The 19,133-nt window shown below is 62.2% G+C and carries 21 protein-coding genes and 1 pseudogene; 15 read left to right on the top strand and 7 right to left on the bottom strand.

Annotated features, from left to right (window positions below; genetic code table 11):
• Positions 1 to 158 precede the first annotated feature (158 nt).
• From DS839_RS32865 to DS839_RS32875, 3 genes are all read right to left on the bottom strand, one after another.
• Positions 159 to 1,202 carry a sugar ABC transporter substrate-binding protein gene (locus DS839_RS32865; protein ID WP_119274775.1) on the bottom strand — a complete coding sequence of 348 codons (1,044 nt, stop codon included), beginning with the start codon at positions 1,200 to 1,202 and terminating at the stop codon, positions 159 to 161.
• Between the two features lie 217 nt (positions 1,203 to 1,419).
• Complete coding sequence (locus DS839_RS32870) at positions 1,420 to 2,202, bottom strand: ATP-binding cassette domain-containing protein (RefSeq protein WP_119274776.1); 783 nt, start codon at positions 2,200 to 2,202, stop codon at positions 1,420 to 1,422.
• A complete protein-coding gene (locus tag DS839_RS32875) occupies positions 2,199 to 3,371 on the bottom strand; it encodes an ROK family transcriptional regulator (protein ID WP_119274777.1) in 1,173 nt (390 codons plus the stop codon). Before DS839_RS32875 ends, DS839_RS32870 begins: the two co-directional genes overlap by 4 nt.
• Positions 3,372 to 3,679: 308 nt before the next feature.
• Here DS839_RS32875 and DS839_RS32880 point away from each other — a divergent pair, with 308 nt between their 5' ends.
• The gene (locus DS839_RS32880) at positions 3,680 to 4,147 is read left to right on the top strand and encodes a DUF5681 domain-containing protein (protein WP_119274778.1); all 468 of its coding nucleotides are present in this window, start codon (positions 3,680 to 3,682) and stop codon (positions 4,145 to 4,147) included.
• Between the two features lie 270 nt (positions 4,148 to 4,417).
• On the opposite strand, the gene DS839_RS32885 is transcribed toward DS839_RS32880, so the two are convergent.
• A complete protein-coding gene (locus DS839_RS32885; protein ID WP_119274779.1) occupies positions 4,418 to 4,945 on the bottom strand; it encodes a hypothetical protein in 528 nt (175 codons plus the stop codon).
• Positions 4,942 to 6,372: an HD domain-containing protein gene (locus DS839_RS32890; RefSeq protein WP_162918961.1), complete on the bottom strand. Its 1,431-nt coding sequence runs from the start codon at positions 6,370 to 6,372 to the stop codon at positions 4,942 to 4,944. Before DS839_RS32890 ends, DS839_RS32885 begins: the two co-directional genes overlap by 4 nt.
• A gap of 293 nt (positions 6,373 to 6,665) precedes the next feature.
• Between DS839_RS32890 and DS839_RS37095 the strand changes: the two are divergent.
• The 4 genes and pseudogenes from DS839_RS37095 to DS839_RS32905 all read left to right on the top strand — a co-directional run.
• Positions 6,666 to 6,884: pseudogene (locus DS839_RS37095) on the top strand (hypothetical protein); the annotation flags it as partial.
• Between the two features lie 111 nt (positions 6,885 to 6,995).
• Entirely contained in the window at positions 6,996 to 7,307 is a 312-nt protein-coding gene (locus DS839_RS37100; protein WP_368912059.1) for a hypothetical protein, read from the top strand.
• Positions 7,264 to 7,917 (top strand): HNH endonuclease, encoded by a 654-nt coding sequence (locus DS839_RS32900; RefSeq protein ID WP_368912063.1) that lies wholly within the window; start codon positions 7,264 to 7,266, stop codon positions 7,915 to 7,917. Before DS839_RS37100 ends, DS839_RS32900 begins: the two co-directional genes overlap by 44 nt.
• Before the next feature lie 134 nt (positions 7,918 to 8,051).
• Positions 8,052 to 8,306 (top strand): type II toxin-antitoxin system prevent-host-death family antitoxin, encoded by a 255-nt coding sequence (locus DS839_RS32905; protein ID WP_119274782.1) that lies wholly within the window; start codon positions 8,052 to 8,054, stop codon positions 8,304 to 8,306.
• A 349-nt stretch (positions 8,307 to 8,655) separates the two neighbouring features.
• Here the strand turns inward: DS839_RS32905 and DS839_RS32910 are convergent, their stop codons facing one another.
• Both DS839_RS32910 and DS839_RS32915 read right to left on the bottom strand, forming a co-directional pair.
• On the bottom strand, positions 8,656 to 9,513 hold the full coding sequence (locus DS839_RS32910; protein ID WP_162918962.1) for an NmrA family NAD(P)-binding protein: 858 nt from the start codon (positions 9,511 to 9,513) through the stop codon (positions 8,656 to 8,658).
• A 67-nt stretch (positions 9,514 to 9,580) separates the two neighbouring features.
• Positions 9,581 to 9,850, bottom strand: a complete 270-nt coding sequence (locus tag DS839_RS32915; protein WP_162918963.1) for a hypothetical protein — start codon at positions 9,848 to 9,850, stop codon at positions 9,581 to 9,583.
• Between the two features lie 466 nt (positions 9,851 to 10,316).
• Here DS839_RS32915 and DS839_RS32920 point away from each other — a divergent pair, with 466 nt between their 5' ends.
• The 10 genes from DS839_RS32920 to ptsP all read left to right on the top strand — a co-directional run bounded on the left by DS839_RS32920 (position 10,317) and on the right by ptsP (position 19,132).
• A complete protein-coding gene (locus DS839_RS32920) occupies positions 10,317 to 11,648 on the top strand; it encodes an ABC transporter substrate-binding protein (protein ID WP_119274785.1) in 1,332 nt (443 codons plus the stop codon).
• A 229-nt stretch (positions 11,649 to 11,877) separates the two neighbouring features.
• Positions 11,878 to 12,852 (top strand): carbohydrate ABC transporter permease, encoded by a 975-nt coding sequence (locus DS839_RS32925; RefSeq protein ID WP_368912060.1) that lies wholly within the window; start codon positions 11,878 to 11,880, stop codon positions 12,850 to 12,852.
• Entirely contained in the window at positions 12,849 to 13,805 is a 957-nt protein-coding gene (locus DS839_RS32930) for a carbohydrate ABC transporter permease (protein WP_119274786.1), read from the top strand. Before DS839_RS32925 ends, DS839_RS32930 begins: the two co-directional genes overlap by 4 nt.
• A complete protein-coding gene (locus tag DS839_RS32935; RefSeq protein ID WP_119274787.1) occupies positions 13,802 to 13,990 on the top strand; it encodes a hypothetical protein in 189 nt (62 codons plus the stop codon). Before DS839_RS32930 ends, DS839_RS32935 begins: the two co-directional genes overlap by 4 nt.
• A 174-nt stretch (positions 13,991 to 14,164) precedes the next feature.
• Positions 14,165 to 15,262 (top strand): ABC transporter ATP-binding protein, encoded by a 1,098-nt coding sequence (locus tag DS839_RS32940; RefSeq protein ID WP_119274788.1) that lies wholly within the window; start codon positions 14,165 to 14,167, stop codon positions 15,260 to 15,262.
• Positions 15,255 to 16,268 (top strand): ABC transporter ATP-binding protein, encoded by a 1,014-nt coding sequence (locus tag DS839_RS32945; protein WP_119274789.1) that lies wholly within the window; start codon positions 15,255 to 15,257, stop codon positions 16,266 to 16,268. Before DS839_RS32940 ends, DS839_RS32945 begins: the two co-directional genes overlap by 8 nt.
• On the top strand, positions 16,269 to 16,871 hold the full coding sequence (gene dhaL, locus DS839_RS32950) for a dihydroxyacetone kinase subunit DhaL (RefSeq protein ID WP_119274790.1): 603 nt from the start codon (positions 16,269 to 16,271) through the stop codon (positions 16,869 to 16,871).
• Entirely contained in the window at positions 16,868 to 17,260 is a 393-nt protein-coding gene (dhaM, locus tag DS839_RS32955) for a dihydroxyacetone kinase phosphoryl donor subunit DhaM (RefSeq protein ID WP_119274791.1), read from the top strand. Before dhaL ends, dhaM begins: the two co-directional genes overlap by 4 nt.
• The gene (locus DS839_RS32960; RefSeq protein ID WP_119274792.1) at positions 17,257 to 17,559 is read left to right on the top strand and encodes an HPr family phosphocarrier protein; all 303 of its coding nucleotides are present in this window, start codon (positions 17,257 to 17,259) and stop codon (positions 17,557 to 17,559) included. The genes dhaM and DS839_RS32960 overlap by 4 nt, the downstream gene beginning before the upstream one ends.
• Positions 17,543 to 19,132 (top strand): phosphoenolpyruvate--protein phosphotransferase, encoded by a 1,590-nt coding sequence (gene ptsP / locus DS839_RS32965; RefSeq protein ID WP_119274793.1) that lies wholly within the window; start codon positions 17,543 to 17,545, stop codon positions 19,130 to 19,132. The genes DS839_RS32960 and ptsP overlap by 17 nt, the downstream gene beginning before the upstream one ends.
• Position 19,133: the final 1 nt, after the last annotated feature.

The following is a 19,133-nucleotide window of genomic DNA, read 5'->3' on the forward strand; positions in this document are numbered from 1 at the left end:
GGTGCCCGAAGGGCGGGTCAGGGCTCTTTGCCTCAGCAAGGGATACTCGTTGAGGACAGGGCAGATTTCGCGAAAGAGCCCTCATCCGGCCTTCGGCCACCTTCTCCCACGCGTGCCGCGCGGGAGAAGGGGAAAATCCTGTTGCGGCTCGCTCGTTTCTATTCGACCGGCTTCACCGGATCGGCGGGCGCCTTGAGATTGCCCCAGAAGCGCGCCTCATCGACATTGTCCTTGGTGATGGCGGCACCCGGGATCTTGAGATTGGGACCCCAGCTCTCGATGGTGAGCACCGAATCGAGGCCCAGCACATTGTAGGTGCCGGCTTTCAGTTCCTGCTTGTTCGCCACCTTGTCGGCGAACATCGCGATCGCCGCGGCCTGGGCATAGAGCGGCTGCTCGACCTCGACATTCTCCCAGCCTTTACGGATGAGATCGAGGCCGACCGGCGCGCCGTTGGACGAGACGAGCATGATGTCGCCCGGCTTCTTGCCCTTGGCCTCCATCGAGGCGACGGCGGCGACGGCGAGATGTGCCGCATGGACGAAGATGAGATCGATATCAGGATTGGCGACCAGCTGGTCGGCGACGATGGAGCCCGCATTGGAGGCCTCCCACTGCATCGCCGGCAGCGAGATGATCTGGACGCCCGAGAACTCCTTCATCTTGTCCTCGAAGCCCTTCTGGATGTCGAGCGTGTAGGGATCGGCCGGATCGCCCAGCACTTGCAGGATCTTGCCCTTCACATCACCCTTCTTCTCCTTCAGCAGGCGCTGGATCTCGCCCGCCGCGACCTGGCCGATCTCGACCGTGCCGGCGACGGAGGTGAAGTCGGACGGCGTCGAGGTGATCTGCCGGTCGAAGATCATCACCGGGATGCCGGCGGCGCGCGCCTTCTCGATCGAGGGCTTCAACGCGTTGAAGTCGACGGCGGCGAGCACGATGGCCGCGGGCTTCAGGTTGATGACGTCGTTCATCTGGCTCTGCTGCAGGTCGGTCTTGTTGTCGGCATTGAGGGTTTGAGCCTCATAGCCGACGTCCTTCAGGAACTTCTCGATAGCCTTGACCGATTCGGTCTGGAACTCGTCGAGCAGTGTCGGGACCATGTAATAGATCTTGCCTTTCGCTTGGGCGAAAGCAGGCGATGTGAACGCGATGGCAGCGACGGCCAAAGCGCCGAGTAAGGCACTCAACAGACGTTTCATGGGACTTCCTCCTTGGTTTTGTTCATCATGTTCGAACCGGAGAACTACCCTCGCCCCCAACGGGGGAGAGGGAGGGGCCCATTGCGGAGCAATGGGAGGGTGACGGGGAACGGACGGCGAATGCCATTCTGCGCCTGGCAGATACGTCGCCGCTGGTTCCCCCTCACCCTAGCCCTCTCCCCCGCAGGGGGAGAGGGGATTTCCGAAAGCAGCACGGTCATCTCGCGGCCCTCGCCTCTTTGCCGCGGCCGATCATGGCCTCTCCGGTGATCATGCTGATGACTTCATCCGTTGTCGTTTGATCGCGCGCCACATCGCCCGCGACCTTGCCCTGGCGGATCACCACCATGCGGTCGGCGACCTGGAAGGCCTGCGCCATGATATGGGTGATGATCACGACGCCGATGCCTTGCTCCGCAACAAGCTTGATCATGTGGAGGCCGCGCCGCGTCTGCTCGACGCCCAAGGCGGCGAAGGGCTCGTCGAGCAGCACCAGCTTGCCGCCCCAATGGACGAAGCGGTTGAGCTCGATCGCCTGGCGCTGGCCGCCCGAGAGATGCTCGACATTGGTCCGAAGCGATGGGATGCGCGTGCCGGCATTGGCGAGGGCCTTGGCGACCGCGTCATGCATTTCCTTTTCCTGGATAACCGGGATGCCGAAATATTTCTTCACGATCTCGCGGCCCATGAAGAAATTGGCGACGACATCGACATTGGTGCACAGCGACAGGTCCTGATAGACGGTCTCGATGCCGGCCGCCTTGGCTTCGGCGGGCGATGAGAATTTGCGCTCCTCGCCATCGAAGATCATGCGCCCCGACGTCGCCTCGAGACCGCCGGCGATGATCTTGACCAGCGTCGACTTGCCGGCGCCGTTGTCACCGAGGAGCGCCACCACTTCGCCGCGGCCGATATCGAAACTGACACCGCGCAGAGCTTCAATGGCGCCGAAATTGCGAGTGATGTTGTCGAGTCTGAGGAGCGGGGTGGTCTCGGTCACGCGGCTTTCTCGTCCTTGGGCTTGTGCATGAGGGGGTCGGTGTCGTCAGCGCTCGAGGCACCGATGCGCGGCGCCAGCACATTGGAGAAAGCGAGCGCCGCGGCACCGCGCAAGAGGGCGGCCTTGCCGGTGATCGACAAGGTGAGGCGCGGCAGAGTGCGGTCGCGCCGCGCGGCGACGGAGGGCAGCAAGGGCTCGGCGGCGCGCACCAGCTTCTTCATGACGCTCTCGGGCGCGAGGCCGCCGAAGATGATGGTTTCCGGATCGAATATGTTCTCGATGGCGAGGATCGCGATGCGCAACAGCGGGGCCGCTTCCGCGATCCAGCCGTCCTCGCCGACGATCTTCGAACGCCGGTCGAAGGCCTCGACCGAGAGATAGCGTTCGAGGCAGCCATGGTTGCCGCAAGAGGGACAGTATTCGCCATTCGGGATGAAGGGCACATGGCCGATCTCGCCGGAATTGCCGCGCGCCCCCTTCAGCACCTGGCCTTCATGGACGAGGCGGCCGGCGGTGCCGACGCCGAGATAGAGATAGTAGAATTCGTGCAGGTTGCGCCCGGCGCCATAGAGGCGCTCGCTCAACGCCGCCGAGGCGTTGTCGGCGCCGATATAGGCGGGAAGACCGGTCGCGGCATGGAGCCGTTCGGCGATCGGCACGTCCTTCCAGCCTTGCAGGGTCGTCGGCCCGACGAAGCTCATGGCCTCGACGTCGAAAGGTCCGGGCATGGCCATGCCGAGGCCGAGCATGCGGCCCTTGGGGCGCAGGCGGCGCAGTTCCGTCGTGGCCGCGGCGATCTCGGCGAAGGCGACTTGCGGTTCGGGATTGGTGATCTCGCGGCTCTTGAGGTCGATGATCTCGCCCGCGAGATTGACCAGCGCCACATCGATGCCGATGGGCGAGACGCTGGCGCCGATGGCGAAGCCGCCTTCCGGATTGAGGGACAAGGCTGTTGCAGGATAGCCACGGCCCTTGGGTTCCTCGCGGGCACCTAAGATGAAGTCCTGCAACTCGAGCTCGCGGATGATGGTCGAGACGGTCTGAACGGTGAGGCCGACGCGGCGCGCGATCTCGGCCCGGGCGATGGGCCCATGCACCCGGATCGTCTCCAGCACGATCCTGCGATTGTAAGGCCGCCCCGATTCCTGATTGGTGCCTCTGAGCGCCATGAACCAGCTTTCCCTTCCCCGTCCTCTGACGCTACACCCACGGGAAAGAATAAGTCAAATGGATTTCAAAAAACCTCTGGTTTCAGGGATTTTCAGGGATTATCAGGGAATTTTCGCAAAACCGAGCCGGCCTCAGCAATATCAAAAGCTTAGCGACCGGCGAACGCACGGAGCAGGGAATTTCCGCCTGCTTCCACACTGTTTGCATCGAGCCCACCCTTCCGTTTTTCTGGCATCATCCCGCTTGACTATGAGAACATATATAGAACAAAATGAATGTATCGGAAAGTGAAAAAGGAGGTGATCCGATGGCGCAGGACCCGGCTTCTCAAGACTATCCCGCTGAGGTGGGCTATCGCCGTCCCCCGAAGGAGACGCAATATCGCAAGGGCCATTCCGGCAATCCCAAGGGAAAGCCCAAGGGCACAAGGAGCAGGCCGCGGCCTCATGCCGAACGCCTGGCGTCTCTCATGCTCGAAGAGGCCTACAGACCAGTGACGATCCATGAGGACGGCCGCGAGATCACATTGCCCATGGCCCAGGCGGTCTTCAGGTCGCTGGCCGCCGCGGCATCGAGGGGCGAAGCGAGGGCGCAGGCGATGTTCCTCAAGCTGGTGAGCGCGACGGAGGAGGGCAAAGCCGCAGCCGAGGAGATGCTTGAAGACATAGAGGCCGAAAAAAAGACAATTGAGATTGTGATTGTCGATCCGGCCGATGGCAGCAGGACTTCCCATCGACCTGGCAGCGGTCGTGAACCGCAGACGGGCAAAGGCTAGTAGGTGGCGGCGCCCTCATGACCGTCTCGGGACGCTCAGCCACTCGCCGCGTTGCGAGATCGCGCCGGAGGCCGCAGCGTGGCGCGGGATAACTCGGTCTGGAAAATCGTCGACAGCTTCGGGACAGCCTTGAGGTTCTATCCCTGGGCGAGCCTTATCCGGCGTTCAACTCCGGCAGCATCCTGATCTATGAGTCGCTGCCCGGCGCCCGGTTGTCGACGATCATCGTTCTCTAGGAGATTTTCGCCGACCCAGTCTTTTCAGTCGAAGTCAGGCTGCAGCGGAGGCGGGCGGCTCGAGGCCGAGCTGCTTCAATAGTCCGATCGCCTTCTCGACCCGATCCTCGCGTGCCCTGACGCTCTTGCGCCTCTTCAGCTCGGAGCGCCAATCCGTGCGCATTTCAAATCGCCACAGCCAATCGATGGTGGCGGCAAGCTCGAGGACGGTGACGCTCGTCTCGACGAAGGTGCGCATCAGCTCGCGAGCTCGCTCTGCCGGCAGCTTGCCCAAGGCGTCCGGATTGGTCACCCCCTTCGCTTCAAAGATACTGTAGGAAGCGCCGTCGCTCTGGCGGCGGCCGTAGCTCTCGGTCAGGAGGTCGAACGCCTTGGCGTCGGCGACGGCATTGTCGAGATCACGCGAATAGGGACCGTAATGGTAATATTCGTAGTCGAAGCCGCTATCGAGGCCGAGGAGATCCAGCAGATAGACGGATTTCTGCAGACGCACGCGGCTGGTGAGCTTCTCGCCAGCGGCGGCGACGACAGCGGCGACAATGTCCTCACGTTCGATGGTCATGGCTTTCTCTGTGGAGTTCGCGCGGCATCGCGGTCTGATTCGACTTCGAAATAGTAACGCGTATAGGTCTTCTTGTCTTTCAGTGTTTCGACAAGGGGTGACAGGAGTGTAATCTCTTTGGGCTCCTCGGCATCGAAGATATGCAGTTTCTTGTGCGTGCGCTCGTCGTCACCGCCAATCTGGGTATAGATGCTGATCGTGGCTTCCTCATCTCTCAGTACCGTCTCGGCCTTGATCTGATCGGCGAAAGTCCTTTCGATTCGCCGTGCGTGCTTCTTCTGCGTGCCCTCGTCTTGCCCGAAATATCCGAGGTCGAGCGTCTTGTAGAGCCGTCTTTCCTGCAGGCGGCGGGCAAGGTCGGCGATCACAGCGTCCTTGGCCCGCCGCATTTCATCCAGGGATCCCATGATCGCCATGTCATCTAAAAGCAGGTAATAGGTCAACGCGGCCCTTTCCTTCTCCGCCCGCGCAGCCGCGTCCTTTTCTAAATCTGGTCGATAGCCGAAGAACGCGACAAGCGGGTGCGTCAAAGGCAAGCCGGCCATATCGCTGGCTGTTTCCGGCCTCTCGCAATGCCGCGCCACCGACCGCAGAAGCTTTGCAATCATATGTTCGACGCAGCGAGTGGTCTTGTGGAGATAAACCTGTTCGTTAAGGGTGTAGCGGGCGAGAAGGAACTGCTCGGCGGCAGCGCGTGCCTTGCCATCCAAACAGAAGGTCGGCACCAGTTGCTCGTCCTCCTCGGGGTCCGGCGCTTCGATCGGAACCTTTCCAACCCGAACATGCTCCATCAACCAGTCGAAATCGATCGCTCCTGCTCCTGTGCCGGTCATGAGCCTGTCGCGCCGCAGGTAGTCCAGCCGGTCGGCATCGAATGAGCTGGAGACGACAGCGTGGTAGATGTCCCGCGGGTCACCGGCCTCCAGAAGACTCGCGACCTCTTCGCAAAAGTCTCCTCGTTTCCAGAATCTTTCCAGCAAAGGCCCGATGCTCCCGTTGGGATTTCGGATGATCTCGGCAGTCCACAGTTCATGACGCTTCTTCACGCCGCGGGACTTCTGGACGCCCTCGAAAGTGTGACTGAGCGGACCGTGCCCCAAATCGTGGATCAGGGCGGCGATGACGGCGACTTCCGCGCGCCTGTCGTCCGCTTTTTCTCCGATGCGCGCCATCTCGCGCTCGATGATGCCGATGAGTTTCCGCGCGGTGTGAAAGACGCCGATCGAATGGGCGAAACGCGTATGGGTGGCGCCGGGGAAGACGAACTCGGACACACCCAGCTGCCGGATGCGGCGAAGCCGCTGGAATTCCGGCGTGTTGACGAGGCTCCACGCAAGCTGATCGAGATCGTCGCCGCCTTCGAACACGATGAGCCCATGGACCGGGTCGCGGACGCGTTGGGTGCGGCGTCCTTCCGGCGTGCCCATTGCGGGTTTCCGCGTTTCATTCGATCCCATCTTTCTCGATTATTCTCCGCAGGTCGCTCCTTTGATGGAACAAATATAGAACAGGCAGTGGTTTTTGACAACAAAAGATCAAAGCCGGGGCCGGGTGCGCGCAACGCACTATCCACAGTTTGAAATCGTGATTGTCGATCCTGTCATGGCTCGGTAGCGAGCCCGGCGGTGACAGTTGTCCGCGAGATTGCGCAGTGTCGAATCCACCCATCGCTTTTGTGGGGTCAGGGGGCAGGGATAAGCGCGCCTTCCGCGAATAGGACATCTGTACGAAATTCATCGCGCCGGCTATCAAGGAAACGGGGTGGGACGGGATGCTCGAGATTCGCGAGAAAATCTCTTTCACTAAGGACCGAGTCATCGTGCGCGGCAAGCTGGTCAGTCGCGGTAGGGCGAAGCGCGCCGACCACATCCTCTCGTGTAAGCCTCACATTCCCACTGCTCTGGTCGAAGCGAAGGAAAACAGCTGCGCCGTTGGCGATCAGGCCAGTGGACAAGAGATTGTTACTAGAGCGATTTTGTCGAACTGGTCGAAGCACTCGAGCGGGAGACACATAAGCCGTCTCGCATTGCTAACCGGGATGAAATGAGCCATGGGCATTAACCTCGTCGTCGCTGTCACGGATGGGAGCTGGTTCGACATGCTGCGCCGGCAGCCGAACCTTGATGAGGTGAACTTCTGGGCACCGTCACCGACGAATTTCCAGGCGCTTCAACCAGGTGAGCTATTTCTGTTCAAGCTGCACGCGCCACGCAACTTCATCGTCGGCGGCGGGTATCTTTGCTTATGCGAACAGGCTTCCCTGCTCACTCGCCTGGGAATCTTTCAGGGAAGCGAATGGCGCGCGGTCCTTGCCCGAGATGCGCGCTCGCATCGCGCACTATCGCGACGCCGATCCGAGTGATCGCAGCGACTTCGCGATTGGCTGCCGCATCCTGACGCAACCTTTCTTTTTCGAGGAGCATAGCTGGGTCCCCGTCCCGGCGAGCTGGTCACGGAACATTGTCAGCTTCAAAACCTACAGCACGGACACTGAGGAGGGGCTCGCGCTTTGGGAGGCGGTGAATGATCGCCGGATTCCTCACGACTTCCCAGGGGCGGCCGAGGCGTCGGCCCGGTTCGGCGAACCCCATCTGATCCGACCGCGGCTCGGGCAGGGCGCATTCAGAGTGTTGGTGACGGATATCTACGATCGGCGCTGCGCCGTCACGCAGGAACGTACACTGCCGGCGCTTGAGGCTGCACATATCCGGCCTTATGGCGACGGCGGCGCTCATGAAGCGCAGAACGGCCTTCTGCTGCGGCGCGACATCCATAGCCTGTTCGACGCCGGTTATGTGACTGTGACGCCTGGCCACCGATTTGAGGTTAGCCGCCGCATCAAGGAAGAGTTCGAGAATGGCAGGCACCATTATGCTCTGCATGGACAGCTCGTGCGGACGCCGGATGATCCCGGACGAAAGCCCGATCCAGAGGCCTTGCGCTGGCACAACGAATATCGTTTCCGGGGATGAATAGATCATGCCGAGTAAGTTCGCCCCGACGCCACGCAAAGGAACATCGATCAGGCATGGCATGTCATGCTTGGAGTTTGGTTGATTCGCGTCAAATTCTACGTATTATACGGACATAAAGCTGTGAAATCGCCATGGCCCAAACAACCGCCCTCGAATTTCAGCGCAAATTCGGCGAATTCCAACACAAGGCGCAGCGCGAGCCTGTCGAGATCACTCGCCATGGCCGGCGTGAATTCGTGCTGATGTCGGCCGAACACTATGACTGGTTGAAGGCCGCGGCGGAGCGCACGCACCGGACCGAAGCCGCTGCCGAGATCGTGATCGCCGCAGTGGAAAAGGCCGAGATGGATCCTGAGCACGACGCCCTCGATGATCTCCTCAAGTGAGACAGCGACGTGGCGAACCTAAGCCTGGGCTCGTCGTGCGATATGACTATCTCTGGTATCGAGAAGCGGTCGCAGGTCGGGAGCAACGCAAGACCGCCCGGCCTGTCCTTTGACAGGCACAAAAGGGCCTCCTCCCCAGGCTATGCGCCCGATGGGGATCGACCGCATCGTCAGCGGATAAAAAATGGATGAGAAAGGGGCTTACCTAACGGTAAAATTTAGTGCAGTCTCGCGCATCCGCTTTTGAGGGGCGGGTATCCCACAGGAGCGGTAGGGCCCGCCCGCCTGATTTCGCCGTCCTGGCGGCGGGCCCGCCTTTCTCCATCGGATTGTCGTCGCCCGCGGCGTCTCAACCGGTCTTGCGCCAGAGGGCGCGGTTCTCATCGACGAAGGCCGAGAAGCCGCGCGGCGTGTGTCCGCTGACGCGCTCGACATCGGGAGAGATGACGGCGGCACGGCCTTGCTCGATGCAGCCATAGATGCGCCGGTAATAGTCGATCGCCTTCTGGGCCGTGCCCTTTTCGGCGAGCGCTTTCAGATAGTCCTCGAGCCGCGGGTCCTTGTGGCGCATGGCATGGCCCGCCGCCTGTCCTATCGCTTGCGTGGCTTCGGCGAAGGTCAGGGCCTCGGTGCCCGTCAACGTATAATGCTTGCCGGCGTGGCCCGGCGAAAGCAGTGCCGCCGCGGCGACCTCGGCGATGTCGCGCGTGTCGACGAAGCTCACCTTCTGGCCGCCGGCGGGCAGCGTGATCTCGCCGGAATCGCGCAAGCCCTCCAGGAAGAATCCCGGCTCGGCAAAATTCTGCATGAACCAGTTCGGCCTGAGAATCGTCCAGGCCGTCGGCAGGGCTTCGATGAGGCGCTCGACCTTGCGCTCATCCGTCGCTTCGTCGCGACGGCCGGCATCGATCTCCGACAGGAGCACGACCCGTTCGATAGGTTTTGCCATTCTCAGGAATTGGGCGACGGTGCGCGCCGGGTCGGCGGTCTTCGGTTTCACGAGATAGATCGCCGTCACGCCGGCCACGGCCTCGGGCCAGGTGCCGGGATCGTCCCAATCGAAACGAAGAGGGGTGATGCCGGCGGCGTCTAGGCCGGCGACATTCCGTCCAGCGCCGCGGATGGTGATGCCCTTTTGCTGGCCGAGGATCTTCGCGACTTGACGACCGGTCTTGCCGCGCATGCCGGTGATCAGGACGGTGGTCATCCGCATCCTCCAGGATTTATTACCCTAAGGAATGCTTAGCACATCGCGCGCCGCCCGGTCTCTTCCCTCATCCCTGCCATATGGAGCCGGTTCGCGAATGCACATAGAAGACGTAGGTGCGGCCGTTCCTGAAAGCGAAGAACGAATAGACCGTGGAGATGCAGCTCTTCACCTTGACGGTCTTGAACCCCATTTCGCGCACCTTGTGCCGCGCCGTGTTGCAACTGATCTTGTAGTCGTTCTTGATGCGGTATTTGACCTTCGCTTCAGCGCCCGTGTCCGGTACGGCCAAGACGAAGAGCGAGGCAATGGCGGCGAGCGCGGCGAGTTTCTTCATGGTCGTCAACTCCAGCATGAGGATGCCTGTGCTTGTTTACGCCCAAGGCATGATTTCGCATTCAGCCTCAGGCGTACTTCACGAAAGTTTCATCCTCCTACGCCAAGGCTTCGGAGGACAGGCACATTAATCCTGCGAAGCACCTCCTACGCCAAGGCTTCGAAGGATAGGGCAATCAGTCCTGCGAAGCATCGTGCGAAGCAGGATAGGCGACGCCGCCCGCTTTGCCCGCTCCTCAAGTACTAAACATAGAACTAAACATTCTAGTTCAGCATCTTACCGTATTGCAGCGAAAATGCTTCGCATATGCACTGCTACCCGCTTGCTTTGTTTAGTAATGTGCGTAGTAATAAACAAAATTACTAAACAACGGGATTCGGCTCCGGCCTTGATGGCTTGGGCCGGAAGCGCATCACGGCAGCCATCTGGGCCGCCGGATGCGGGAAACGCAACGGGAGGAGACCTCATGAAGACTGTGCTGAAGACGTGCGCGGCGGCGGGGCTCGCCGCTTTCATCGCCGCTGCCGGGCAATCCAGGGCTGAAGCGGCGGAACTCACTCTGTGCTGGGCCGCCTGGGATCCGGCGAACGCGCTGGTCGAGCTGTCGAAGGATTTCGAGAAGCAGTCGGGCATCACGATGAAATATGAATTCGTGCCCTGGCCGAATTTCGCCGACCGCATGCTCAATGAATTGAATTCCGGCGGCAAGCTGTGCGACCTCCTCATCGGCGACTCGCAATGGATCGGCGGCGCCGCCGAGAACGGCAATTACGTGAAGCTGAATGATTTCTTCGACAAGGAAGGGATCAAGATGGCGGACTTTGCGCCCGCCACCGTCTATGCCTATTCGACCTGGCCCAAGGGCTCGCCCAATTACTGGGCGCTGCCGGCGATGGGCGATGCCAATGGCTGGTTCTATCGCAAGGACTGGTTCGCCAAGCCTGAGCTCCAGGCCGAGTTCAAGTCGAAAACGGGTCGCGATCTGGCACCGCCCAAGACCTGGGACGAGCTCAAGGAGGTGGCCGAGTTCTTCCAGGGCCGCGAGATCGACGGCAAGAAGGTCTATGGCGCGGCGATCTTCACCGAGCGCGCGTCAGAAGGCATCACCATGGGCGCCACTTCCGCGCTCTATTCCTTCGGCTTCAAATATGAGACCGATCCCGGCTCCTATCGCATGGAAGGGGCGGTCAATTCCGACGACGCGGTCAAGGGCCTCGAATTCTACAAGGCGCTCTACAAGTGCTGCACGCCGCCCGGCTACACCGACAGCTACATGGGCGAGGGCCTCGATGCCTTCAAATCGGGCCAGGTCGCCATGATGATGAACTGGTTCGCCTTCATGCCCGGCATGTACAAGGACGAGAAGGTGGGCGGCGACCATGTCGGCTTCTTCGTCAACCCGGCGCAGAAGGTGGCGGCCTCGACCTTGGGCGGACAGGGCATTTCGGTCGTCTCCAACACCGACAACATGGAGGGCGCGCTCGCCTATATCAAATGGTTCGCGCAGCCCGACGTGCAAAAGAAATGGTGGTCGCTCGGCGGCTATTCCTGCCTCAACGCGGTGCTGAACGATCCCTCATTCAAGGACTCGCAGCCTTTCGCCGCGCAGTTCCTGGATGCGATGGGCGGCGTCCAGGACTTCTGGCAGGAGCCGGCCTATGCCTCGCTGCTGCAGGCGATGCAGAAGCGCCTGCATGACTATGTCGTCGCCGATCAGGGCACGGCCAAGGAAGCCTTGGACAAGCTCATCGTCGATTGGACCGAGGTCTTCAAGGAAGAAGGCAAGATCAATAACTGACGTCATCCCCTCTCCCCCATCGGGGGAGAGGGTTAGGGTGAGGGGGAACCGGCGGAGAGAATTCGCCTAGACGCCACAAGCATCACCGCCCGTTCCCCCTCACCCTCCCATCGCTTCGCGATGGGTCCCTCCCTCTCCCCCGCAGGGGGAGAGGGTAAGACAGCGGAACTTGACATCACCCGGCACACCCGCCTCCATGTGAGGCGGGTGCCTCCAAGAGCACCCAGAAATGAGCATGGCCACCACCGAGGAAGGAGCCCGAGGGACGATCGCCGGGGAGGCGGCGCGCCGGACGTCGCCCGCTGTGGCGCGGCGCATCCGCGGCCTTTCCGACAAGGCGATCGCCTGGGCTTTCATCGCGCCGACCATCGTCCTCCTGCTCGCCATCAACATCTTTCCCTTGATCTGGACGATCTATCTCTCTTTCACCAACTACCAGGCGAACCGTCCCAACCGGCCGATCACTCATGTCGGCACCAAATGGTATCAGGACATATTGAGCTCGCCCGATGTCTGGGCGGCGATGCAGGCGACGGCGCATTTCGTCTTCTGGACGATCCTGCTGCAGACGCTTTTGGGCTTCGGCCTTGCCTATCTGCTCGACCGCAAGTTCCGCGGCCATGCCTTCTGGACGACCATCATCCTCATTCCGATGATGCTGTCGCCGGCCGTCGTCGGCAATTTCTGGAAGTTCCTCTATCAGCCGCAGATCGGCCTCTTCAACACGATCGTCTCCTTCTTCACCGGCATCCCGCCATCGTCCTTCGAGATGCTGGGCTCGGTGACGCTCTCGCCCTGGTCGATCATCATCGTCGATACCTGGATGTGGACGCCCTATGTGATGCTGATCTGCCTTGCGGGCCTGCGCTCCATTCCGGACTACATCTATGAGGCGGCCGAGGTCGACCGCGCCTCGCCGCTCAGGCAGTTCTGGTCGATCACTTTGCCCATGGCGCTCCCCTTCATCATGCTGGCGGTGCTGTTCCGCGGCATCGAGAATTTCAAGATGTTCGACATGGTCAATCTCCTGACCGGCGGAGGACCGGGCTCCACCACCGAGGTCGCCTCGATCACCTTGAAGCGCGAGGCCTTCGAGAAATGGCGCACCGGCTATTCCTCGGCTTTCGCCATCATCCTGTTCGTCGCCGTCTTCGGCCTCGCCAATATCTATGTGAAGGCGCTCAACCGGGTGAAGCAGAGATGAGCCAGGCCTTGACCACAGCGCATTCGGTCGTGGCGCCGACGCCGCTCTCGCGCCGCATCGCCGCCGCCATCGTCATCCTCTATGCGATGGTCTCGATGATCCCGCTCGCCTGGATCCTGATGACGGGCTTCAAGACGCCGCCCGATTCGATCGCCTATCCGCCGAAGCTGGTTTTCCAGCCCTCGCTCGAAGGCTATTGCAACCTGTTCACCACCCGCACCCGCCAGACCGCCGAATACATAGAGTCCCTGGGGCCGCCGCAGTCGACCTGCGATGAGATCACCCGCAAGCGCGACATGGTGATCGCGGGTCCGTCCAATTATGTGCCGCGCTTCTGGAACTCGCTCGTCATCGCCTTCGGCTCGACCTTCTGCGCGGTGTCGCTCGGCGTGCTTGCGGCCTATGCCTTCTCGCGCTTCCCTATACCGCTCGCCGACGATCTCCTGTTCTTCATTTTGTCGACGCGGATGATGCCGCCCATTGCCGTCGCCATTCCGATCTATCTCATGTATCGCAAGCTCGGCCTCTCCGACACGGCGCTCGGCATGATCCTGCTCTATACCGCGGTCAATGTGTCGCTCGCCGTCTGGCTGCTCAAGGGCTTCATCGACGAGATCCCCAAGGAATATGAGGAGGCGGCGATGATCGACGGCTATACCAGGCTGCACGCCTTCTTCAAGGTGGTGCTGCCGCAGGCCGCGACCGGCATCGCCGCGACAGCCATCTTTTGCCTGATCTTCGCCTGGAACGAATATGCTTTCGCGGTGCTCTTGACCTCGGGCGAAGCGCAGACGGCACCGCCTTTCATCCCGACCATCATCGGCGAGGGCGGCATGGACTGGCCCGCGGTCGGCGCCGGCACCACCTTGTTCCTGATCCCGCTTCTCGTCTTCACCGTGCTGTTGCGCAAGCATCTCCTGCGCGGCATCACCTTCGGCGCGGTGCGCAAATGAACGACCTTGTGAACCGTTTCCTCAGGTTTCGCCGCGGCCCGTGGGAGAATCTCGCGACCATCGTCATCGCGGCGGGCGTGCTCATGCTGCTGCAGCCGCTGTCGCTGACGCTCTACAGCTATTCCTTTGCGATCATGCTTCTGGGCACGCTCATGTTCGTCATCGTGTCGAAGTTTCCGGAATGAGCCGATTATGGTGATCTCAGGAAGAACCATCTCTCTCTACATCCCTCACGCTGAGGTGCCCGGCGCAGCCGGGCCTCGAAGCGTCCATCAGGATAGAGCGAGTCCGTTGCAACACACCCTTCGAGGGCCGCTTCGCGGCCACCTCAGGGTGAGGGTGGTGGGCGTGGAGTAAACATGGCGGAAATCCGTGTCGAGAAACTGGAAAAGGCCTTCGGCGACTTCGTCGCGGTGCGGGGCGTGAATTTCACCATTCCGGACGGCGCCTTCTTCTGCCTGCTCGGTCCTTCGGGCTGCGGCAAGACGACGACCTTGCGCATGATCGCCGGCCTCGAGCTGCCGAGCTCGGGCCGGATCTTCCTCGGCGGCGAGGATGTCGCCTTCAAGCGGGCGTCGGAGCGCGACATCGCCTTCGTGTTCCAGCTCTTCGCGCTCTATCCGCATATGAATGTGAGACGCAATATCGGCTTTCCCTTGCTGTGCCAGGGTGTGCCGTCATCGGAGATCAAAACGCGCGTCGAAGAGACGGCGAAGCTCTTGCGCATCGATCATCTGCTCGACAAATCCGTCTCGGGCCTTGCCGGCGGCGACCGCCAGCGCGTCGCCCTCGGCCGCGCCATTGTCCGCCGGCCGCTGGCCTTCCTGATGGACGAGCCTTTGGGCACGCTCGACACCGAATTCCGCGATCTCATGTGCGAGGAACTGCGGCATCTCCATGATCGCATCAAGGCGACGACGGTCTATGTGACGCATGACCAGCTCGAGGCCATGTCGATGGCCGATCTGATCGCCATCATGAACAATGGCGTGGTCGAGCAATTGGGGACGCCGCAGGAGATCTACGACCGTCCGGCCACCTTGTTCGTCGCCGATTTCGTGGGCTCGCCGGCGATGAATCTGATCCCCGTCGCCGACCGGTTGTCCAAGGGCGCAGAGGCGCTCACTCTGTCCGGCGCTCGCATCGCCATCCCTGAGATGCGCGAGGATGCACCGGGTGAGGCCCTGGTGCTGGGCGCGCGCCCCGAGCATATCCGCTTCGATGATGCATCAGGGTATCGCGGCGAGATCTTCGGCACGGAATATCTGGGCACCATGCAGATCGTGACGGTGAAGACCGTTGGGGCCTCCGTCAAGGTGAAGGTGCCGGCGAGCATCAATGTCACCGCGGGCGAGCAGGTGGGCCTCGCTTTCCTGGGCGACCGTTTATCGCTCTTCGACAAGGGAACGGGCCGCGCCCTGCGCTCGGCGCTCCATGACGGAGCCCACCATGGCTGACATCTCCTTGCGCAAAGTCAGCAAGCGCTTCAAGGCGGTCACCGCCGTCGACGGGCTGTCGCTCGATATTGCCGATGGCGAGTTCACCGTGCTCCTGGGGCCTACGGGGGCGGGCAAGACGACCACCTTACGCATCGTCGCCGGGCTCGAGCGGCCGGATGAAGGCGAAGTGTGGATCGATGGCCGCAATGCGCAAGGCCTCGAGCCCGCGGCCCGCGATGTGACTTTCGTCTTCCAGCAATATTCGCTCTACCCGCATCTCTCCGTGTTCGACAATCTGGCCTTTCCCTTGCGCAGCCCGGCGCGGCGCGTGGCCGAGGCCGAGATCAAAGAGCGGGTCGAGGAAATCGCCGGCCTTCTGCGCATCGGCCACAAGCTCAAGAACAAGTCGACGCAGCTTTCGGGCGGCGAGATGCAGCGCGTCGCCATCGGCCGCGCTCTGGTGCGCCGTCCCTCGGCCTATCTGATGGACGAGCCGCTGTCCTCGCTCGATGCCAAATTGCGCGGCGATCTCCGGCTCGAGCTCAAGCGCATCCAGCAGGATCTCGGCGCCACCATCCTCTATGTGACGCATGACCAGATCGAGGCCATGACCATGGCCAACCGCATCGGCGTGATCGACAAGGGAAGGCTCATCCAGGTCGGCACGCCCCGCCAGATCTATGAGGATCCCGCATCCGTCTATGTCGCCCAGCGTTTCGGCCAGCCGCAGATCAATCTCCTGCCGGCCGGGCTCCTGCCCAACGGCTTCCTGCCGCACGGCGCGGTGACCGTCGGCGCCCGCACCGAGCATCTCGACTTGCGGATCGACCGCGACGGCCCCGCACGGGTCGAATGGGTGGAGCATCTGGGCGACCAGAACCATCTGCATCTGCGTCTCGGGGACCATCAGATCACCACCTTGACGCCGCCCGATACGCCGTTCAAATCCGGCGACAGGATCGCGGTCGGATTGATGAAGCCGCTTTATTTCGATGGCGAGGGCCTGCGCGTGAGGATTGCCTGAATGACGATTGCTCTGGGCCGATTGCTGGACGAGGTGGCGGGCCGCATCATCGCCCATGCGGAGGAACTGACCGCGCTCGATTCGGCGATTGGCGATGCCGATCACGGCCTCAATATGAAGCGCGGCTTCGAGGCCGTGCTGGCGGACAAGGCGAACATCCTGGCGAAACCCCTGCCGGAAGCGCTCAAGGCCATCGGCATGACGCTGGTCATGAAGGTGGGCGGCGCGTCGGGTCCGCTCTATGGAACCTTGTTCATGGCGCTCGGCAAGGAATTGCCGGCCGAGCCGTCGCTCGCCGATGCGGCCCGCGCCCTCAGCACCGCGGTCGAGGCGGTCAAGGCGCGCGGCAAGGCCGATTTCGACAACAAGACCATGCTCGATGTCCTGGGGCCGGTCGCGAAACATCTGGGCAATGGGTCGGCGAGCTTTGACAGTGTGCGGCAACTCGCGCATGACAGGGCGCAAGCGACGATCCCGATGAAGGCGATCAAAGGACGGGCGTCGTTCCTGGGCGAACGCTCCATCGGTCACATGGATCCGGGCGCGCGCTCGAGCGCATTGATGATTACCGCGATATGCGACGGGCTGGAGGCTAAAGGATGAAGGACAAGGTTGGCATCGTCATCGTCTCGCATTCGCCCGATGTGGCGAAAGGCACGGCCGACATGGTGCGCCAGATGGTGGGCGAGGACGTGCGCTTAAGCTTTTGCGGCGGCAATCCCGACGGCGGGCTCGGCACCGATGTGGCGAAGATCCTGAAGGCGATCGACGAGGCCTGGTCGGACAAGGGCGTCGCCATACTGGTCGATCTGGGCGGGGCGGAGACCAACAGCGAGATGGCGGTCGAGATGCTGAGCGAGGAGCGGCAAGGCAAGGTCGTCATCTGCAATGCGCCCATTGTCGAAGGCGCGGTGATGGCGGCGACCGAGGCCTGGGGCGGCGCCTCGCTCGAAGATGTGCGGCGCACCGCCGAGGAGCTGTCGCCACAATGACGGACTGGACGTCTTCTTCCGTGATCATCCGGCATGATGTCGGCCTGCATGCGAGGCCCTCGGTGAAGCTCACCAAGCTCGCCAAGGGCTTTGCGTCGACGATCGAGATCGCCAACGCGCCCGACGGGCCCTGGATCGATGCCAAGAGCATCGTCAAGGTGATGGCAATGAAGGCGAAGCAGGATTCGACTCTTTATATGCGCGCCCATGGCGGCGATGCCGCGGCGGCGGTTGCGGCCGTGAAAAGCCTGGTCGAGCATGATTTCGACGAGGACAAGGTCGATGCGGCAAGCGGTTGAGCTGAAGGGCAGGCCCGCCTCCGACGGCATTTTCGCAGGACCGGTCTTCTTTCTGGAGGACGCGGCGGCGAAGCGCCGCGAGGCGGGCGATGCCGAGGCCGAGACGGAAGCCTTCGACGCGGCGGTGGCGGCAGCCATTGCCGGGCTGACCGTGCTGGTCGTAACGGCGGAAGGCGATGGCGCCGATATGCTGAGCTTCCAGATCGCGCTTTTGGACGACGACGCCTTGCTTCAGCCCGCGCGCGCGCTGATCGCGCAAGGAAGGCCGGCGGACGAAGCCTGGCGCAAGACCGTCGATGCCGAGATCTTGGGCTATGAGATGTCGGACGATGATTATTTCCGCGCCCGCGCCGCCGATCTGAAAGACATGCGCGACCGCGTGCTGCGCCATCTCGCCGGTAATGCCGCGCATCTGGCGCAAGCGGGCGCGATCCTGATCGGCGACGACGTGCCGCCGTCGCTCTTCCTCGAGGCGGACTGGTCGAAGGGTGGCGCCATCGCTTTGCGCCAGGGAAGCCCTTCGAGCCATGTCGCCATATTGGCGCGGGCCCGCGGCGTGCCGATGGTCGTGGGCCTCGGCGACATTCGCCCCAATGATCATGCCGAAGCGGTGGTCGATGGCAGCACGGGCCTCCTGGTGCTGAGCCCCGACGGGCCGGCGAAGCAGTTCTGGCTGGAGAAGGCGCAGGGGCTGGCCGAGCGCCGCGAGCAGGAGCAGCGTTTCCTCGACCGTCCGGCGCAGCTCAAATCGGATGAGCGGATCGAGCTCCTGATCAATGTCGCGGAGCCGCAAGAGCTCGACGTCCTCGATCCCTCTCATTGCGACGGCATCGGCCTGATGCGCTCGGAATTCCTGTTTCGCGACGGCAAACCGCTTCCCGACGAGGAGACGCAATATCGCGCCTATCGCCGCCTTCTCGAATGGGCGGGCGAGAAGCCGGTCACCATTCGCACCCTCGATATTGGCGGCGACAAGCCGATCGCGGGCCTTACCCCGGAAGGCGAGCGCAATCCTTTTCTCGGCTTGCGCGGCATACGCCTGACGCTCGCCAGGCGCGATGTGTTCAAGACGCAATTGCGCGCCCTGGCGCGGGCCGCCGTGCACGGCAAGCTCAAGGTCATGGTGCCGATGATCACGGTCAATGCCGAGCTTCAGGCAACGGCGCAGCTTCTCGATGAGGTCGTGGCGGAGCTGGCGCAAGCAGGGATCCCGGCTCTGCGCCCGCCGCTCGGCATCATGGTCGAAGTGCCGGCCGTGGCGCTGGCGCCGGAGCTTTTTAGCGAGGCGGCGTTCTTCTCGATCGGCTCCAACGATCTCGTTCAATATGTCATGGCGGCGGCGCGCGACGAGACCTCGGTTGCGTCGCTGAGCGATCCGGCGCATCCGGCGGTCCTGCGGCTCATCGCCCATGTCGCGCGCTATGGCGCCGAGCACGGTATTCCGGTGAGCCTGTGCGGCGACATGGCGAGCGACCCGCGCTTCGTGCCGGCCCTGATCGCCCAAGGCCTGAAAACACTTTCCGTCTCGCCCGCCACCATTGGCCGGGTCAAGGCGGCGCTGGCGGAAATCTGAC

The sequence above is a fragment of the Taklimakanibacter deserti genome (assembly GCA_003574785.1).

Coding starts and splice junctions, on each gene's coding strand:
- ptsP (WP_119274793.1), top strand. CDS start 17,543: ATGCGGCAAGCGGTTGAGCTGAAGGGCAGGCCCGCCTCCGACGGCATT.
- DS839_RS32880 (WP_119274778.1), top strand. CDS start 3,680: ATGGCGCAGGACCCGGCTTCTCAAGACTATCCCGCTGAGGTGGGCTAT.
- DS839_RS32865 (WP_119274775.1), bottom strand. CDS start 1,202: ATGAAACGTCTGTTGAGTGCCTTACTCGGCGCTTTGGCCGTCGCTGCC.
- DS839_RS32890 (WP_162918961.1), bottom strand. CDS start 6,372: ATGGGCACGCCGGAAGGACGCCGCACCCAACGCGTCCGCGACCCGGTC.
- DS839_RS32905 (WP_119274782.1), top strand. CDS start 8,052: ATGGCCCAAACAACCGCCCTCGAATTTCAGCGCAAATTCGGCGAATTC.
- dhaM (WP_119274791.1), top strand. CDS start 16,868: ATGAAGGACAAGGTTGGCATCGTCATCGTCTCGCATTCGCCCGATGTG.
- DS839_RS32885 (WP_119274779.1), bottom strand. CDS start 4,945: ATGACCATCGAACGTGAGGACATTGTCGCCGCTGTCGTCGCCGCCGCT.
- DS839_RS32960 (WP_119274792.1), top strand. CDS start 17,257: ATGACGGACTGGACGTCTTCTTCCGTGATCATCCGGCATGATGTCGGC.
- DS839_RS37100 (WP_368912059.1), top strand. CDS start 6,996: ATGGGCATTAACCTCGTCGTCGCTGTCACGGATGGGAGCTGGTTCGAC.
- DS839_RS32910 (WP_162918962.1), bottom strand. CDS start 9,513: ATGACCACCGTCCTGATCACCGGCATGCGCGGCAAGACCGGTCGTCAA.
- DS839_RS32915 (WP_162918963.1), bottom strand. CDS start 9,850: ATGAAGAAACTCGCCGCGCTCGCCGCCATTGCCTCGCTCTTCGTCTTG.
- DS839_RS32900 (WP_368912063.1), top strand. CDS start 7,264: ATGCGCGCTCGCATCGCGCACTATCGCGACGCCGATCCGAGTGATCGC.
- DS839_RS32945 (WP_119274789.1), top strand. CDS start 15,255: ATGGCTGACATCTCCTTGCGCAAAGTCAGCAAGCGCTTCAAGGCGGTC.
- DS839_RS32935 (WP_119274787.1), top strand. CDS start 13,802: ATGAACGACCTTGTGAACCGTTTCCTCAGGTTTCGCCGCGGCCCGTGG.
- DS839_RS32875 (WP_119274777.1), bottom strand. CDS start 3,371: ATGGCGCTCAGAGGCACCAATCAGGAATCGGGGCGGCCTTACAATCGC.
- DS839_RS32925 (WP_368912060.1), top strand. CDS start 11,878: ATGAGCATGGCCACCACCGAGGAAGGAGCCCGAGGGACGATCGCCGGG.
- DS839_RS32940 (WP_119274788.1), top strand. CDS start 14,165: ATGGCGGAAATCCGTGTCGAGAAACTGGAAAAGGCCTTCGGCGACTTC.
- dhaL (WP_119274790.1), top strand. CDS start 16,269: ATGACGATTGCTCTGGGCCGATTGCTGGACGAGGTGGCGGGCCGCATC.
- DS839_RS32920 (WP_119274785.1), top strand. CDS start 10,317: ATGAAGACTGTGCTGAAGACGTGCGCGGCGGCGGGGCTCGCCGCTTTC.
- DS839_RS32930 (WP_119274786.1), top strand. CDS start 12,849: ATGAGCCAGGCCTTGACCACAGCGCATTCGGTCGTGGCGCCGACGCCG.